At 48.9% G+C, this 16,461-nt stretch carries 13 protein-coding genes; 2 read left to right on the top strand and 11 right to left on the bottom strand.

What is annotated here, in order from left to right:
- Positions 1 to 254: 254 nt before the first annotated feature.
- From CRP01_RS37635 to CRP01_RS37625, 3 genes are all read right to left on the bottom strand, one after another.
- Positions 255 to 1,382: an alpha/beta hydrolase family protein gene (locus CRP01_RS37635; RefSeq protein ID WP_099155263.1), complete on the bottom strand. Its 1,128-nt coding sequence runs from the start codon at positions 1,380 to 1,382 to the stop codon at positions 255 to 257.
- Between the two features lie 147 nt (positions 1,383 to 1,529).
- Positions 1,530 to 1,991, bottom strand: coding sequence for a hypothetical protein (locus CRP01_RS37630; protein WP_099155262.1), 462 nt, complete (start codon positions 1,989 to 1,991; stop codon positions 1,530 to 1,532).
- A gap of 203 nt (positions 1,992 to 2,194) precedes the next feature.
- Positions 2,195 to 2,680, bottom strand: coding sequence for a YybH family protein (locus CRP01_RS37625; protein ID WP_099155261.1), 486 nt, complete (start codon positions 2,678 to 2,680; stop codon positions 2,195 to 2,197).
- A gap of 370 nt (positions 2,681 to 3,050) precedes the next feature.
- On the opposite strand from CRP01_RS37625, the gene CRP01_RS37620 reads away from it, so the two are divergent.
- Complete coding sequence (locus CRP01_RS37620; RefSeq protein WP_099155260.1) at positions 3,051 to 4,724, top strand: sulfatase family protein; 1,674 nt, start codon at positions 3,051 to 3,053, stop codon at positions 4,722 to 4,724.
- A gap of 333 nt (positions 4,725 to 5,057) precedes the next feature.
- On the opposite strand, the gene CRP01_RS37615 is transcribed toward CRP01_RS37620, so the two are convergent.
- From CRP01_RS37615 to CRP01_RS37605, 3 genes are all read right to left on the bottom strand, one after another.
- On the bottom strand, positions 5,058 to 5,960 hold the full coding sequence (locus CRP01_RS37615) for an alpha/beta hydrolase (protein WP_099155259.1): 903 nt from the start codon (positions 5,958 to 5,960) through the stop codon (positions 5,058 to 5,060).
- Between the two features lie 106 nt (positions 5,961 to 6,066).
- A complete protein-coding gene (locus tag CRP01_RS37610; protein ID WP_099155258.1) occupies positions 6,067 to 6,471 on the bottom strand; it encodes a hypothetical protein in 405 nt (134 codons plus the stop codon).
- A 291-nt stretch (positions 6,472 to 6,762) separates the two neighbouring features.
- On the bottom strand, positions 6,763 to 7,878 hold the full coding sequence (locus tag CRP01_RS37605; protein WP_099155257.1) for a hypothetical protein: 1,116 nt from the start codon (positions 7,876 to 7,878) through the stop codon (positions 6,763 to 6,765).
- 251 nt (positions 7,879 to 8,129) lie between these two features.
- Here CRP01_RS37605 and CRP01_RS37600 point away from each other — a divergent pair, with 251 nt between their 5' ends.
- The gene (locus tag CRP01_RS37600) at positions 8,130 to 10,283 is read left to right on the top strand and encodes a ligand-binding sensor domain-containing protein (protein WP_185154594.1); all 2,154 of its coding nucleotides are present in this window, start codon (positions 8,130 to 8,132) and stop codon (positions 10,281 to 10,283) included.
- Between the two features lie 49 nt (positions 10,284 to 10,332).
- Here CRP01_RS37600 and CRP01_RS37595 read toward each other — a convergent pair whose 3' ends face one another.
- The 5 genes from CRP01_RS37595 to CRP01_RS37575 all read right to left on the bottom strand — a co-directional run bounded on the left by CRP01_RS37595 (position 10,333) and on the right by CRP01_RS37575 (position 16,224).
- Positions 10,333 to 11,916, bottom strand: a complete 1,584-nt coding sequence (locus tag CRP01_RS37595) for a gliding motility-associated C-terminal domain-containing protein (protein WP_099155256.1) — start codon at positions 11,914 to 11,916, stop codon at positions 10,333 to 10,335.
- Positions 11,917 to 11,967: 51 nt separating this feature from the next.
- Positions 11,968 to 13,179, bottom strand: coding sequence for a DUF4272 domain-containing protein (locus tag CRP01_RS37590; RefSeq protein ID WP_099155255.1), 1,212 nt, complete (start codon positions 13,177 to 13,179; stop codon positions 11,968 to 11,970).
- A 68-nt stretch (positions 13,180 to 13,247) separates the two neighbouring features.
- Positions 13,248 to 13,898, bottom strand: a complete 651-nt coding sequence (locus CRP01_RS37585; RefSeq protein WP_099155254.1) for a hypothetical protein — start codon at positions 13,896 to 13,898, stop codon at positions 13,248 to 13,250.
- Between the two features lie 53 nt (positions 13,899 to 13,951).
- The gene (locus tag CRP01_RS37580) at positions 13,952 to 14,656 is read right to left on the bottom strand and encodes a hypothetical protein (RefSeq protein WP_099155253.1); all 705 of its coding nucleotides are present in this window, start codon (positions 14,654 to 14,656) and stop codon (positions 13,952 to 13,954) included.
- Positions 14,657 to 14,916: 260 nt separating this feature from the next.
- Complete coding sequence (locus CRP01_RS37575) at positions 14,917 to 16,224, bottom strand: T9SS type A sorting domain-containing protein (protein WP_170110719.1); 1,308 nt, start codon at positions 16,222 to 16,224, stop codon at positions 14,917 to 14,919.
- Between the last annotated feature and the right edge of the window lie 237 nt (positions 16,225 to 16,461).

The raw sequence follows: 16,461 nt of genomic DNA, 5'->3' as shown, positions 1-16,461 counted from the left end.
GTAGAGAAATTTGGTGAGAAAAAGTTTTCTCTACTAAGTTAAGGTAGGCCCTTAGCTAGCGCCGGTATCGGCGCTTTAGTTCAACATCTTTGTATCCGCCATATGGCGGATAGTAAATTATATCCTTTCCAAGAATGAAGATAGAAAAAAAGCCCTTCAGTCTGAAAGCGCCTGGTGAAAAAGCCCCCAATCAGTTCAAAAATAGTCCGGTAGTCCACTTCACGTTCGGCACAACAGGAAAAGTGCCAGGAAATCTAATCGAGTACCCTCTCGCTAATCCAGTCGGCAATAACTTCAAAATAATCCTCGCATGCTTGTCCTAAGCCTTTTTTCTTCAGCTCATTGGCATTTTCTGTAAATCCACCCGTTTCGCAGACCTGCATATGATGATTACAATTCGGTAGTACTGCTACCGTAAGGTTTTCTTTGAACACCTTGTTGTACAGCGAGGACGTCTCTTGACAGTCGACCTGGGAATCTTTTTCCCCAAAAATTGCCAGTACCGGGCAATCAACATGATTTAAAACTGCTTCAAAATCGGATACAATTACTTCGATACCACTTTCTGGATCAATTTCGGGTTGATGTTCCAGAAGGTATTGTTGGTAATTTAAAAATCTTTCCTCGGTGTACGCTCCACCCCGGACCACCTGAATAAAATCGTCATTACTTAAGTTGGGAGTCGCGCTCACATATTCATCGTACGAACCACCGGTGCGTTGAATGTCGAAACCATTTTTCCACTCGGTTACCAGCGTTTCAATTTCAGTCTCACTTTTACCCTGGATCCTCCAGTTTGTTGTGAGCAGATACTTCATATTTGATAAGTGATTGGGGCCGCTTACGGAAATCCAGTAGGCAATGGATTGATCTTTTTTAATCACCAGCGGGATGATCCAACCCGCCCGGCTGATGCCCCAAAGGCCGATGGTGTTAGACCCGGGTACTTTTTTCTTCTTTAGTTGCTGAATAGCGGCTAAAATTTCTTCGCTACTGTCTTCAACCGTTTGATTATGATCATAGGTGCCTTCACTATTCCCACATCCAGCCTTATCGTAGGCATAGATAGCAATACCCATCTCATTGAGCGTGGTACGCAATTCGATGTTCCACTTTCCGGAAGCAACATTGGTCTTCCCGTGGCCGGGTACCAGGATCATAAGTGAGGAAGCCTCCTGGTCTTTGGGCAGGTCCAGTAAACCACTGTATTTTTTATTGGCAAATTGAAAGTCAAACGGCCTGCTAGATAAGGAGGCACTTGCGGCTATCGAATTGATCTGGCGGGTGGTCTCGTTATTTTGAAGGGGCGTCCGGTGTTGGCAGGTAAGGAAGAAAAGACTCAAAAGGATTATTTCCGAAAGAATGGAGGTACGGTGAACCATAAGCTTTTTAAAATCGAAGACTTAGAGCTATTCAAATAGTTGCACCACTTTTGGCATCGGGTTCTTTTAATTGTGGAATTCGCGTCAGGTATACTTCAAGCTTAATGCTGCAAGCGTGATGTCCAAAGCCGTGTCCAGGCACCGTTTTTACAAATAATCAAAGTATCGGTCCCACCAGGTCATGTTTTTTCGAATAGGAGGATTCTTACCGTCGTACGCTTGATCAAGGTCCTCGCTGGAAATGTATACGAATCCTCTATCTCGCAGCACCGATTTTAATTGACTGATTGGATAATCACTTTCATTGGCAATATCGGATCCCAGCATACTGTACATTTTTCCGAAATTGGAAAATCTAAATGCAAGTTTAAAGCTCTGTTGTACAACTCCTTGTCGGTCCGGATGGTCGTTGAACAAAGCCAGGTCCGTCAGGAAGGAGGCGTCCTGCACCCAGCGGTCGATCTCAAATTTCTCGGGAATAATAGCTGCAAATTCTTCCTGAATCGCTTCGATCTCTTCCCAGGATGTTTTTGTCCTGGATGCTCTTGGATATTCCCAATTCCCAACTTCATCAATTTCAATCAGAAATTTGTGTAATTCACTGGTCATTTTAAATGGTGATTAGCATATGCATGATAATTTGAAGATAAGGAAAATTGTTCCAGGTCTGTAACGGCTGTTGAACAATTGCTCGACCAACTTGAACCTGGTCGGACTACCCACTCAACGATTGGGTTGCACTGCAGAATGTCCAATCCGGTTGTAGCTTTTCAAATCATATTGCTGAAGCCTTCACAATGACCAATACACCCTTATTCCAGAGAAGTAATTGAGGGATCCGAGTTGAATATATCGATAACATTTTTCCACGATCCATCTTCCTGCTTTTTCCATATTTCCACGCCTTTCCCAAACGTGGTAATGGTACCTCCTAAAGAATCGGGGAATTTGAAATAGTTATTAACTATTACATATCCGAGATCGCCGCTTTTAGAAACGAAAGCCCGTTTAGGTTCCCAGTTGACCTCAAATCCAGGGATCTGGGCACTGCTCTCCAGCATGGCTCTGATGTCCTGGTGTCCGTTGGTTGGAGGTTGGTCCGGAGACATGACCAGTGCATTTTCAGCCCAATAGCTCAGGGTTTTCTCCAGGTCATCGGTTTGAGCTGCTTTTGCCCATTCGCGGGATAAGGCCATTAATTGATCAGCTTCCGCTTCCTGATCGATTGATGACTGGTTACAGGAAACAGCGCCTAACAATAAGAGCAAAGTGGCGAGGGTAAACGAAGTGGTTTTCATATCAAAGCAGGTTTTGGTGATTGGACCAGGTTAATATGGTACAGAAGAGTACCGCTAAAAAACCACAGGCCGGCTGTTATTCCAGGCAATAACAAGGTAGCGCCTGGCTCTTGTTCCTGCTTGGACTTATCTTGCCAACATCTGGATTTTTCGTGCATACATCGCGTAAGTACCCGCTAGTGATCTTAAAGGGAGAAGAAATGCCCGCTGAAACAGTTTCTGCCTGATTCCAACCGAGATAGCCCAGGGTTCATGGATCAAATCGATTGCGGCTAAATAACAACCCGAAACCAACTGAACTTTAGACCGCGCAAAGCAGCAGCACCCGCAATGGGAAATTTCCTACCTTGTACGGACAAAACTTAAAACGATGAAATCAAACCGTACCTATACTTATTTGCTGCTACTCTTAGCGGGCCTATCCCTGGGACTGGGTTCCTGCAAGGGTGAGCAAGAAACCGAGGAGATACCCGTAAGGCCGAATATCATCTTTATCATGAGTGATGACCATGCCTACCAGGCGATAAGCGCCTACGGTGGCCCACTGGCGGAACTGGCACCCACCCCCAACATCGACCGCATTGCAGCGGCCGGCATGCGTTTTAACAATTGCCTGGTGACCAACTCGATATGCGGCCCCTCCCGGGCAACCATCCTCACCGGGAAATACAGCCACCTAAACGGGTTTATTGATAACACCATTGGCTCCCAGTTCGATTTTGCTCAGCAGTCCTACGCTAAGGTTCTCCAGCAAGCGGGCTATAAAACCGCCACCATTGGAAAATTACACCTGGGAGGAACCCCCACCGGCTTTGATTACTACGATATTTTACCAGGGCAGGGTCTTTATTACAACCCGGTTTTCATCAATCAGGAAGGGGAATACACGGAAGAAGGTTATACCACGGAAATTATCACCGAAAAATCACTGGCCTGGCTGGACTCGGTTAAAAATGATGAACAACCCTATATGCTGATGATGTGGCACAAGGCGCCCCACCGGGGATGGCAGCCCGGGCCGAATGAACTCGGGATGTACGAAGATGTGACCTTCCCCGAGCCGCCTACGCTCTTCGATGATTACTCCGGTAATCGGGAAGCGGCCGCTGCGAATTATATGTCTATTGCGGATGCGATGAGATTGGAGGATGATCTCAAGCTCAATGAAGATGCCCCCGGCAATATGACGGAAGAGCAGAAGGCTCAGTGGAAAGCGGTCTACGATCCGATCCTGGAAGATTTCCGAAATACCAATCCTCAGGGGGAGGACCTCGTCCGCTTCAAATATCAGCGATACATGCGGGATTATCTGGCCTGTGTATCGGCGGTGGACAAAAGTGTGGGAGCACTACTGGATTATCTGAAGGAATCCGGACAGGATAAAAATACCATTGTTATTTATTCTTCCGATCAGGGTTTTTATCTGGGCGAACACGGCTGGTTTGACAAACGATGGATGTACGATCAGTCCCTGAAAACGCCGTTGCTGGTAAGCTGGCCGGGGGTGACCGAACCGGGCTCGGTTAAAAATGAACTGGTATCGAATCTGGATTTTGCGGAAACCTTCATTGATATTGCCGGAGGACAGGTCCCCTCCGATATGCAGGGAAGCAGTCTGGTGCCTATCCTGCAGGGAAAAACGCCCGATGACTGGAGGGACGCCCATTACTACCATTACTACGAGCATCCGTCGGAGCATGTCGTGCAAAGGCATTACGGCATTACTACCGAAAATTATAAACTCATGCATCTCTATTACGAGATGGACAACTGGGAGCTCTACGATCTAAAAAAGGACCCCCAGGAAATGAACAATGTTTATGGCGATCCGGAATACGCGGAGGTTCAGGCTGAATTGCACCAGGAACTGGAAGATCTGCGGGATCAGTACGGGGATAACGATACACTCAATCAACAATTCATCGACGAATATCACGAAAAGGTGAAGAAGAACCCCTACGTCGAATACTGGAAATTCCCCCGGGAAGAACTCATGAAAATATTCGGCCGGCAAACGGAGGAAAAAGAAGAATCAACGGAATAAGGGGCGACTTTTATTCGACGCAAGAGTCATCCTGAATTTTTTCAGGACTCAAAAATGACCTCGTAGAGGTTAAACATTCGTAGAAAACAGTCGAAATGCTGGTTTCGACCTCAGGGAGGTCGCACAACAGGGAGCAATGTGGTAAATGTGCGACCTCCCTGAGGTCGGAAAACGCTTATCCAGGCTAAATTCTACGAATATTCGACCTCTCTGAGGTCATACTCCGCCTTTTATAAAATTCGGGGTGACTCATGTTTGCATCAGTGTCAAGTATATCCACCATAATCAGCAGTTTGGTGATAACCGGCAAATTATCCCGTTATTGACTGTCTATCAATTCCGGAAGAAAAAACGCAGTCCCCGCTGAAAACAAACGGCCGGTGCTGACATATGGGTTTCACCCTCCAGGATCGTCCGGTGCAGCGACAGGCCGGGGTAGTTTCGGCTCTTCAGTTTGCTGGTTAGTTCCAGCATATTTCTGACCATGCCCGCGTTTACCTCTTCCTCCAGTTCGCCGACTGCAATAAATAATTTAGCCGACAGGTCACTGTGGGCATCCGCATAGGTCTGTTCGGACTGGATGATCAGTTTGTCATCGTACCAGATGGAAGGACTGCCGATCAGGTAGCGTTGAAACAATGCCGGTTCCTGGAAAAGGGCGTACAATCCGAATAACCCTCCCAGAGAAAAACCGGCGTAAGTGGTATCGTTTTCCTTCACCCGGTAATTCTCGGCTATAAACGGAAAGAGTTCCGCTTGCAGAAATTGTAAAAACCGATCCGCCTCTCCGGACCTGACGCCTTCAATAGCGAAGCTTTCATCCAGTTGGGCGGTGTAGGTCGGGCTGAGGTCCCGCATCCGCCAGGCCAGCCATTTTTCCCAGCGTTCATCGTCGGTAGCAAAAGCGTCGATCGGATAGCCGATGCCCACAATGATGGTTTCGGGCATTTCCCCGCCCCATTGCAGATTACGGGTCATATCGGCCATCATCCCGAAATAGGTATTGGCATCGGTCAGATAGAGTACCGGGTATTCCGCATCACCTTGGACGTACCCATCCGGCAGTGCAATGTACAGGGTGTAATCCTGACCGTTTAATTCGGAGTGGAGCTGCCTTTGTTCGGTATTGATGATCCGGGCGGCCTTGGTATGATCTGTTCCCGTTTTTGTCTGGGATTGGGCGGCGAAATTCAGGCAGCAGCCCACCAGCAAAAGTAGTAGCGCATTACTTTTCATAATAATTGGATGAGGGTTCTGTTTAATTTTTCATTAGGATGCGTTAGGCTTCCCACTTCCCCTATGCCGGTTGAATGAATTGAGATAGCTTGATCCTGTTCAGGACTTAAAAATCCGACTCATCAATGCGTGCCCGGTAAACCCCCAATTTTTTCTTCGATTCAAATTCCCAGTTGTATTCATTATTGAAGTCGGTTGTCGTTTGCACCGAATCCATACGGAAGATCTTAATATCCGATATGAAGTAATTGATCGTTGAATCGGCATAGTTTATTCTGCCTCCGGTGCAATTGATGCAACCACACCGGAAACCGTCGGTGATCGCGAGGGTCAGCTCTTCGTCCGGTTTGACGATGACATTTCTTTGTTTCGTATCCAATTCAAAATCAATGCTTAGATCGGTCTGCGTTTCATTGATCACCGAGAATTGGTAGTTGAATTCGCAATCGCAGCTGGTCCAGAGGACCGTGTGCGAGATCAGGAGGAGGAGTAGGCGATTGGTCTTGATCATTATGGGTTACACTATAGAAAAAGAACGTTTGGCAAATGCCTGATGTGATTTATATTCTTTGTGGAAAAGTCTGGATGATAATGCCCTTCGGCGCAAGGCGGCAAAATGGATATTGGCGATGTTGAAGATTACTTAACAGGTGGCTATCTGGCCTATGGCGGCATATTGCGTGCAGATCAGTAATCTCAATGGAGTCTACATCAGAAAAAATAACGATTACCAGGTATGGTCACACCTGGTAATCGTATTTTAAAATGAAAGGGCTTTTTAAGATAGGCTCTCTTTTCTATATCACTTACCAAGCGCGGCAACTGCGATAATAAGTGCAATTTCATCGGCTGCTTTCTCCCAGGAAGGTTTTCCTAATCCTCCGGTTACAACCTTGGCTAAATAATCAATATGTTCATCAGAGACATAAATGTGACCACCAATAACCGGAACTTTCGAGACTAATTCGTTAGCAGCGTATTTTACAATTGGAGTAATTATCTTAAATCCCTCTTCAATATTACGTTGAAAACTAATCAACTGTCCCTTTGCGTCAAATTTAGCGGTGAAAAAGTATTTGTCATTTCTGGCAAAGCTAATGGCATGACTGAATCTTCCCGTTACAATTTTATTGGAACCTTCTTTGGTTACTTGTACCGTTTTCCAAAAATTGAATTCATGTCCGAATAATTTGGCTTCATCAACATTGGGGCCGTACAAAGAAGCATCGACTGCTTTGCTGATCGTAGAGGGGGCCTTCGGTGGTCCTGGAGGAGCTTGGTATTTAGGATAGATGTGCATATTGTACCAGGCTGCCCAGTCTTCAATAGGTTTCGCACCGGTATCCACTCTTAGTTCGAAGCTCGCTTTTTTACCAGCAAATTCGGAAAGGTCAATATTGATGTTTTTCAATTTGCCATCATAGCGCTTGTAATAATCATAAATGATATGGCTTTTGTTTTTCTTCGAAGCGGCATCAAAATATCGGATATAGATTACAAACCTTGCGCCATCGGTTTTCGGTGAACCATTGGGTTTAATAAATCCAATAGAGCCGGTTAGTTTCAGATTGGCGGGAAGCCTTTCAACCGCAGGGAAAGTTCCAATAATTACCCCTTTAGCGGTCCATTTCGGGTGGGTGTGTAATACTCTCAGAACGCGCCCATCTTCCATTTTTTTATTTACATTTCTGGCACTCCCCAGGCTTCGGTGATCAACTCCAAATCTAAGTTTCTCATTTTTACCAGTGCCATGAGTTGTAGAGATCCAGCTGGCTCGTTTGGCCAGATCGTAAAAGCTATAGTCAAACTTTGTAACTGCAGCAAACTGTTGGGTTGTAGCCATGGAAGGCTGTCCATTCATTTGGTATGAGAATAAACAAAAGATAAAAAATGCGATAACTTTCATTGAGTTTTTCATAATAGTAAGTTTTAATGTTTAGTGAATAATTACGATACAAAGATGCCGGGAAAGAGGCCGTGAAACATCCACCTTTTTGAGGGATAACCTAATATCCTCATTTTTGAGGAGCAGCCGGACGAACTGGAATGACCGGAAATTCCGGAATAAGTACGGAGAAAATATTCTGGTACAAAGTGGGTTAAAAATTAGCTTCCCGATCGCCTTCGCGTGTAGGTAGGACACTTCTTTTGGGACGTCTTAATTATATTATGAAGATTACCAATACCATCGCCTCTATCTTTCTGGCCGGCACCCTGGCTACCTCCGTTGCACAAACTCCGGTCTCAACACCATCCGATTCCTTCCTGCAGGAAGTACAAACAGAAATTAAGCTACCGGAAGCGAAAGCTGCCGAGGTGCTTAAATTATTTCAGGTCGGGGATACGATCCTGGCCGTCAGCCCCAATGCGATATACCGCTATGCTGCGGGTGAATGGAGCGTTCAAACCAGCGATAGGCCCTCCCTGTCGGCCCAGCTCGATGCAGGTGGCCAACTTTGGTTGTTGACCGACGACGCTCTGCAAAACGAAGCGGCTACAGTTTTCATCAAACTTCCCGATCCGATTAGTGGCGCCATGGTCCGCAGTCTGCTGTGGGATCAAGACACCTCGTACGCCGGTACGACCGTCGGTTTGTATACCTTTCGCGATGAAGGCTGGTCGTTCGTAACGGAAACCCGGGAGAAAAGGATCAACGCCCTGGCCATGGCCCCCAAGGGCATCCTCTGGGCGGCCACGGACGGGGGACTTTTGAAAAGAACGCCAACGGAATGGCAAAACCTGGACGATATGTTGATGGCCGGCGGCACGGAGGGCCGTTATTTTGACCTGCATATTCCCCCGGAGACGGAGGACCTCATTTTTAGTGCGCCGTATTCCGTGGGCTGTATTGCCGGAGACGGCGGCCATTGGATGTGGAGCGGGCAGGACGGCCTGCCCTACGGTCCGGTTACCGTGATCCGTTCCTTCGGTGAGGTACTTTGGTTCGGAACCGACCAGGGCCTGGCGAGAAAAGACCAGGAGTGGCGTTACTATCTGGGGAAACGCTGGCTGCCGCACGATCAGGTCAACGATATTCTGCCCATCGATGAGCGTACCGTATGGATCGCGACTCCCCGGGGCATCAGTCAGATCCAGCAAGTATACATGGACCTGGAAGCGAAGGCCGCCCATTACGAAAAGATCATTGCCGCGCGGCACAACCGGCTCGGTCTGATCAACTATTCCGTATTGGAACGGCCGGGAGATCTGACTTCGAGCCGGACCGTCAATCAGGATAACGATGGTCTTTGGACTGCAACCTACCTGGCGGCATCCTGTTTTCGCTATGCGGTTACCCGCTCGGAAGCGGCCCGGGAAAATGCGGTTCGGACCTTTGAAGCCGTAGAGAAACTGGAAACCGTCACCGGCATTCCCGGATTGCCGGCCCGGTCCTACGCCCGCAGTTCGGATGCCGTGACCCAGTCGCGTTCTCCGCACCCGAAACGTTGGCGGCCTTCGCCCGACCAAGAGTGGCAGTGGCTGGACGACTGCAGTTCCGACGAAGTGGTCGGGCACTTCTTTGCCATCTCTATCTTTTACGATCTGGTGGCCGACCGGGAACAAAAGAAAAGGGTAGAGGACCTGGTCCGCCGCACCATGGACCACATCATCGAGAACGATTTCCAACTGATCGATTACGATGGGAAACCGACCCGCTGGGGGATCTGGCAACCGGATTCCATCAATCATTCCCGGAACTGGGCCTACGAAAAGGGATTGTACTCACTGGAGCTACTGTCCTTTCTGAAAACGGCTATCCACATTACCGGCGACCGGAAATACGAAAAAACCTATCGCCACCTGATCGACCAGCATCACTACGCCGAAAATGCCGTACAGGCCAAAATTTACGGGCCGTACGAAAATGGTTTTTCCGATGATATCCTGACCTTTTTTCCCTATTACTGTCTGGCCCGATACGCCCGGGATGATCCCTATTGGCCCTATTATCGAAAAAGCGTGGAACGCACCTGGAGCGTTTGCCGACCCGATCGGATGCCCACCTGGAATATCATCGCCAGTGTCGCGCTGCAGAAGGACTGCGATCTGGACATCGCCCGCGAAGAACTACAGCTTTTTCCCCTGGACCTGATCGACTGGAACATGATCAACAGTCACCGCTGGGATCTGACAGAGAACCAACTCGTGGGCAGGGGAGGGCACCGGCAGGCTAGCCGTCCCGTCCCTACTCCCGAGGCGAGGATCTTCCGGTGGAACACCAATCCTTATCAGTTGGATAGCGGGGCGAACGGCAGCCGGGAGGTCAGCGGCACCTATTTCCTGCTGTCGTACTGGATGGCCAGGTACCACGGTCTGCTGTGATGTCATAAGGCAACGGAATACTTCGTTGGCAGGTAAGTTGTTGTCCGGATCACTTGACTAAGGTGAGCAAGCCGCGTAGTGTTCTGTGGTTATCATCGGTCATCCGTACCTCTGCAGCGTAGGCGTATACCCCCGTGGGAGCGGTGTTACCATTGACGGTTCCGTCCCATCCTTTGCCCGGGTCGAGGGTGTTACCCTGATAAACCAGCGCGCCCCAGCGATCGATCACTTTCAGGGAGATGATCTCGGCCAGATCGAGGTCGCCGTAAATGGAGAATACGTCGTTAACATGATCTCCGTTGGGCGAAAAGGCATTGGGAACGTATACGCCGTAAAAGGCTAAATTCACATAGACCAGGCTGTCGCAACCCGAAGCGGTCGACAGCGTGCGGATGTATTCGCCCGGGCTGGTGATGGTATAGGGCCCCACCTGATAGGATTCATCGGGAAATATCTTGGTTGACACGTGAGTTTCTTCGCTGTAACGGACCTGTAGCTTTAACTGGACAATGCTGTCACAGTTATTGGCAGTGGTCAGGGTATCCCAATAAGTACCGGGCTCCGTCAGTTGCCGGTCGTTGAACAGGAAAGGCTCTCCGGCGCAGAAGGTTTGGATGGTCTGCACAAACTGACTGGGCGGAGCGTAGCGGTAGGCCTTCGAAACCTTACACCCTTCGGGATCCTCCAGTCTGACCTGGTAACTTCCCCGGCCCGGTGGATTGAACAAACTACTTTGAGTGGCCTGGGGAATGGCTACCCCGTCTTTGTACCATTGGTAGCTGTATCCCTCCTGGGGGGTGATCTGAAAAACCAGATCATCCGTGCAGGCCTGCCCCTTGGCCTTTATCCCGAGATCAAAGTTGGTATTCTCCTTCAGGACCAGCTGGTCCACCAAATGGTAGGTATTATTCGTCGCGGAGCGCAGGCGGCAGGACGGGCCAAAAGCTACGGCCCTGATCTCCCGGTTGGGACGTACCTTGAACTGCGATTTCACCCATTGGTTTTCTCCGGAAACACTTACCGATCCCAGCTGGATCCAATCGGGACTGTTGGCCGGGCAGCCGAAAGCATTATCGCCGATCCCGAACGGTAGCGCGGCGCAATCGCTGGTCCCGAACAGGGCCAGTTCAATATCCGGCGAGGTGGTTTTGCTCAAAAAACCGGTATAGAACTCCAGACGGTATAAAGTGTCGGTTTCCAGAGGGGTTTCCAGGCAGATCCCGACGTATTCTTTCAAAGCGGGGATGTAGTTACCGGTGAACGATCCGTCGATTATGCCGACGTAGCCATCGCCGTCGGGTAGCGGCAGCGGCGGATGATGGGATCCTACATAATCGCAGATATGATAATAATCGGGCGTTCCTTCCGAGGCCTGTTTCCATCCGCTTGCGCAGTCTATTTGTGAATGATGGTCCGGGCAACAGTCCTGCTCTTCAAAAGATGGGTTGGGGATCAGGGAAGGTTGTTCCAGCGGCTCGCAGTAGCAATCTTCATCATTCAGGTCGATCCGCCCATCCTGGTCGTCATCGAGACCGTTGTTACATATTTCCGGACCCGGTAGGCTCACCGGAGCGGAAACGGTGAAGTTAATCCATACGAGGGCCCATAAACATAACTTGAGTTGGGGGGGCATAGGAAGGTCTAATTGCGAATAGTCAGATCGGATTATATAATAACCATTTGATCAGGTATTCGTCTGAACGTCATCCCAATCCTGGTCCTGATAGTTCGTCAGCCAATTTAAGGAATAATGTCTTTCATAAATAATAGCGGGATTAATATTTCCCGAAACCGCCTGACCTTTTATCCTGGCATCGACGCAGGCCCAGTTCATTCGGAAGGTGCGGTCCAATTCATCCAGTATTTCCGATTTGCTTCTTAATGCAACCGAACTTTCAAATTCCGCTCTCGATGGATGAAAGATCTTTCCGACTACGGTCTGGACCTCACAGATCTCATTGGGATATTTTAGCTCGTCCATTTTCCCCAATGCCCAGAGCATCGTATAGAGGCTTTCGTACCGCCAGGTAGCGTACGCCCTTTCCCGCTCATCGAGTGATGTTGCCCGGTAGATATAGTTTTCTTTCGGTGAGAACGAATCGATCTTTTTATCGGCAACGGCCCGGTTCAAATGTTCCTGCTCGATGCCTTCTCCCTTTACCGCGGTGATCAGCAGGGCGTACGCCCGGTCAATGACTGCTTCCAGCGCCCTTAGGTCAATAGTTGCCGCTGCGGGAGAACAGGGTAGGTTTTTATTGACCTTTATGCCGTTGGTCTCCAGAAAGGCTTCCGACTTTGCTTTTCGCTCCAGCTGTTCCGCCGTATATTCCGCTCTGGGGGGATCGTGGTATTTGGCGTTTACATTAACTTCGATATCCTGAATGTCACAGTGCCCTTGGGTGTCCAGGATCAACTCCAGGTTTTTATCCACGAAGTGTTGCCCGTTCGATCGGTTGAATACCCGGTTTGGCTGGGCAAAAACGAAGCCGTCCAATTTGTGGACGATCTTTCGTAAAACTGATTCGAATTCAGGAGTCATGGCCGGTTCCGCCATGAATGGGATCTCACAGTTCACCGACATCACTTTGTAAAGGAACTTATCCCTGACCGCCTCGTTGTCGGCGGGAAGCGATTGAATGAAGTTAACCATCCCCACCAAATTCTGACTGAGGGCGCAATCCGCTTGTTCGAGCTTATACGATGGGTTTTCCCGCTGCCGGTAGTTGATCTTCAGGGTTTTAGTCTTTCCGAAAAGGCCGCCCTTGATGGTTGCGATCAGGGATTTATGGAGTCCGCCGTCGTTGTATTCGATCCTGGCTTTGGGCAGGCCGGCTTTAACGATCTGCACTACTTTTTCAAAGTCAAGTTGGTGACTGTAGATGGTACAATTTTCCATTTGGTGTGTTTTGCTAATTTTTTACTTTAATTCAGTCTAGGGAAACTTAAAGGGTATTTGCTTCCCCTTTATTCCAAATCGAATACTACTTCAAACAACTTCAACTGGATGGTATCCGCCGGTTGGATCCATTGATCATGGGTGGATACGATCTCTTCCAGCAGCTCCTGTTCGGTTTTCTCCAGGCGGGCGGCTTCGGTTATGGTTAAAGCAAAATATTCCCTTTGCGCCTGGAAGTTGTCGTAGTAATTGAAATTATAGGCAAAACCCCGGTTTTCAATTGTAGATCCGTCCTTATCTGGATACCATGCGTAAGGAATTCCCGGTCCTGCTTCTCCAAAAACATAGTATATTTCGTTATTGATGTACGGTGTGATCGTATCCAAAGCGGGGAAACCGTCTACAGCCCGCGATACCACCCGCATGAGAGAGTCACTTTCAAAGGTGAATTCCAGGAACGGAAAAAATAGATCGTAATAATCAATGATTGCGGTCTCAATTTCTGCATCATCATAGTATTCGGGAAAACTGATACCCGGCAATTCGGTAAAGTTGGTGCCGCCTTCCCAACGATAATATTTCGATTCATGCTGCTCCAGACCGGCGTATAGATAAGTTCGGGGATAATCTTCCCCTGATTTCTCCGGGCCGTCCGACTTTTGACAGGATACCGCTAAAATTGCACATCCGAGTAACGCGATTAGTTTAGTTGTTTTCATGTAATTTTTTTTAGAGAAAATATTCAATTGGGAGATGGATTGCGGTCTTTCATCTACAAGCTATATCCCAGCCCGATCCGCCATTCGTTAAAGAAATCCATGATCAGATTACTATACAGGAACTCGTTTTGGCGTACCGTCAGATTGGGATTATCTCGCTGGCCCTTATCCCAATAGTAGGCCGTATTGATGGGGGTAGCCGTGAGGGTGAGCGAAAGTCTGGAGGAAAAATAAAGGTCAAAACCGAGGAAAACCGGCAGTTCTCCGCCGTAGTAGGTATGTTGAGCGGGATAACCGAAGGCCCCGCTTTCGTTGGTCTTCTCCCGGGCGTAGAACAGCCGGGGACCTATACTGAAGTAGTATTTAAACCACCGCTTCCGGGCCAGTGGTTTGAACAGTAGGGTTTGGTAGCGGATGAAGATCTCCCAGTTTTCATCCTGGGCATCCTCCAGTTTGGGGCGGTAGTACCCGATTTCGTATTCCCGAAACCGAACCGGGTTAAGATCCCGGCGCCAGGCAATCGAAATACCGTAGGAGCGGAGTCCCGGTATCCGGGATTCAGAACGCTGCGGCATCATGGATGCGGGATCGCTGCCGAGGCGGGTATACAATTTCAGGGAATTTGCCCGATAGGGCGAATGAAGACTGTTGAGGAGGTGGGGATCGATCGGATCGGTCTGAGCCAGCAGGCTGATTGCGGAAAAAACGCCCAGTACGGTCAGCACGGCGCTTTTCCGGATGAATCGGGAAAAGGTCATAAAGTTTACTTATCAGAGATTACGCAATATGGGACACCGGACAAGCCGGGCCCTGGGCCAAAAATAATGGCTATTTCCGGAAAGAAAAATTAAATGGCGGGGTATTAAATTTTTCTCGTTTGCAGGCGGCCTTTGGCTCCTGCTGATATTCTAAAGACAGGAGTTATCCCTCCTAAAATTGGGGACAACTCCTGTCTGTTCATTACAAATAATTACTTCCGGTTGGATCAGCTACATCCTCATTATCGATCTGCTACCCTTTAACGGGCAATCACCATCTGCCGACTGGCTTTCAGGTCCCCATCGACCACCAGGGAATAAGTATACATCCCCGAACTGAATGCCTCATTGGAAATTTCCAGGGTGCCGGCATCGGCGGGTGTCAATTTATACTGCTGGATCAGTTTACCGCCGGTATCAAATATTCGGATCTCCGCCGACTGACTCGTTGCGGGAATAGAGTAGGGGATTACCGTGTGATCTCTTGCGGGATTGGGCCGGTTCTGTCCCAGCTGGAAGATCTGCCCGCTGTCTGCCGGTACCTCGGAATTGGTTTGATCCTGGGAAGCCGGTTGTTCTTTTTGTAAAGTGGACGGGGGGCGGTATCCGGCGGGAAGTACTTCGCTGGCATCCCGGATGATCCGAAAATCCTCATAGCCCTTCCGTACTCCTTTGACCTCCCAGTCGAAACCGAAATTGCCACGTCCGCCTTTGAGTTCCTTGACGCGGATCCCTTTAGCCGTTTTTTCGATCACGGCCAGTCCGTAGGTATCCGCCGAATGTGGGGTAAGGATCACCGTCATGGTCTCGGGATTGACCACCAGTTGAAAGTGATCGGAAAAGGGGATGAATGTTTCTCCATACTGCAGGTTGGCGCTTCCCCGTTCGTAGGCCGCTGCTTCCGGACCTTCCAGACTGGCATACCAGATCTCCTTGCCCGGCTGCTCCGGATGGGCCATGCGAAAACTCTTGGTGTTACCGAATACCTCACCGGTACCGTCGGCATTTACAATCATCCCCACCTGGATGAATCCACTACCATCTATACAGTACATATATCCGTTATTGGGAAGACTGGACGGTGAGCTCAGTCCAGTATTAATACTGCCGTTTGCACCTCTGGTCTCGACGAGGCCGGCCCCGTTAAAATTAACGTACATATTGGTCCGTGCGGTACCGTTGTCATAAACGGACACATAACCGCGGGTCGGATTGCCTGTATCCGGACCGGCGGAAAAGATCAAACCGGTGCCGGTACCTCCGCTGAGATTGAAGGTGCCGGTACCGCCGATTCCGTTATATAACTGCGTGGTCAGCCAACCGTCGCTGTTAAAATTAGCCAGCCCGTCCCGATTTAGGAACGTACGGAGGTAAGAAATCCCGTTGGGCTCATCCTCATCGGTGAATATCAGATGGGTCGAATGTAATTCTCCAAGGTTCACCAGCGCTCCCGCATCGATTTGGCGCATGTGCAGGAACTCGGGTTGCAGGTTAGATTGGTAGGTGAGCTGTCCGCGACTTTGGAAAACGATCAGACTTAGCAAAACAGAGTACAGTAATGTTCTCATAGAATAGGGCTTTAGATGAACAATTAATGAAGGAACTGGTTTAAACTTATTCATCTGGACTGCGACCTAAAGTCTTGAATCTCCTGGACTTCAGCTTTTTTTCGTCCCAGACCTTTCCCAGTACGGGCCCGTATGGGCAGGTATGAAACTCAAAAAGAGCTTCGCCAGTAAATCCAATACTTTGGCCTCGTCTGCAGCCAATAAGATTAAACCAGTTCCAGGTAATATACCAAATAC

Source organism: Flavilitoribacter nigricans DSM 23189 = NBRC 102662, from assembly GCF_002646595.1.
Classification (GTDB): Bacteria; Bacteroidota; Bacteroidia; order Chitinophagales; family Saprospiraceae; genus Flavilitoribacter; species Flavilitoribacter nigricans.
Note: the sequence above shows the minus strand (reverse complement) of the source record. Positions and strands in the feature narration are given on the sequence as shown.

Excerpts from the sequence above, each read along its gene's own strand:
- CRP01_RS37635 (WP_099155263.1), bottom strand. The coding sequence starts at position 1,382 with ATGGTTCACCGTACCTCCATTCTTTCGGAAATAATCCTTTTGAGTCTT.
- CRP01_RS37630 (WP_099155262.1), bottom strand. The coding sequence starts at position 1,991 with ATGACCAGTGAATTACACAAATTTCTGATTGAAATTGATGAAGTTGGG.
- CRP01_RS37625 (WP_099155261.1), bottom strand. The coding sequence starts at position 2,680 with ATGAAAACCACTTCGTTTACCCTCGCCACTTTGCTCTTATTGTTAGGC.
- CRP01_RS37620 (WP_099155260.1), top strand. The coding sequence starts at position 3,051 with ATGAAATCAAACCGTACCTATACTTATTTGCTGCTACTCTTAGCGGGC.
- CRP01_RS37615 (WP_099155259.1), bottom strand. The coding sequence starts at position 5,960 with ATGAAAAGTAATGCGCTACTACTTTTGCTGGTGGGCTGCTGCCTGAAT.
- CRP01_RS37610 (WP_099155258.1), bottom strand. The coding sequence starts at position 6,471 with ATGATCAAGACCAATCGCCTACTCCTCCTCCTGATCTCGCACACGGTC.
- CRP01_RS37605 (WP_099155257.1), bottom strand. The coding sequence starts at position 7,878 with ATGAAAAACTCAATGAAAGTTATCGCATTTTTTATCTTTTGTTTATTC.
- CRP01_RS37600 (WP_185154594.1), top strand. The coding sequence starts at position 8,130 with ATGAAGATTACCAATACCATCGCCTCTATCTTTCTGGCCGGCACCCTG.
- CRP01_RS37595 (WP_099155256.1), bottom strand. The coding sequence starts at position 11,916 with ATGCCCCCCCAACTCAAGTTATGTTTATGGGCCCTCGTATGGATTAAC.
- CRP01_RS37590 (WP_099155255.1), bottom strand. The coding sequence starts at position 13,179 with ATGGAAAATTGTACCATCTACAGTCACCAACTTGACTTTGAAAAAGTA.
- CRP01_RS37585 (WP_099155254.1), bottom strand. The coding sequence starts at position 13,898 with ATGAAAACAACTAAACTAATCGCGTTACTCGGATGTGCAATTTTAGCG.
- CRP01_RS37580 (WP_099155253.1), bottom strand. The coding sequence starts at position 14,656 with ATGACCTTTTCCCGATTCATCCGGAAAAGCGCCGTGCTGACCGTACTG.
- CRP01_RS37575 (WP_170110719.1), bottom strand. The coding sequence starts at position 16,224 with ATGAGAACATTACTGTACTCTGTTTTGCTAAGTCTGATCGTTTTCCAA.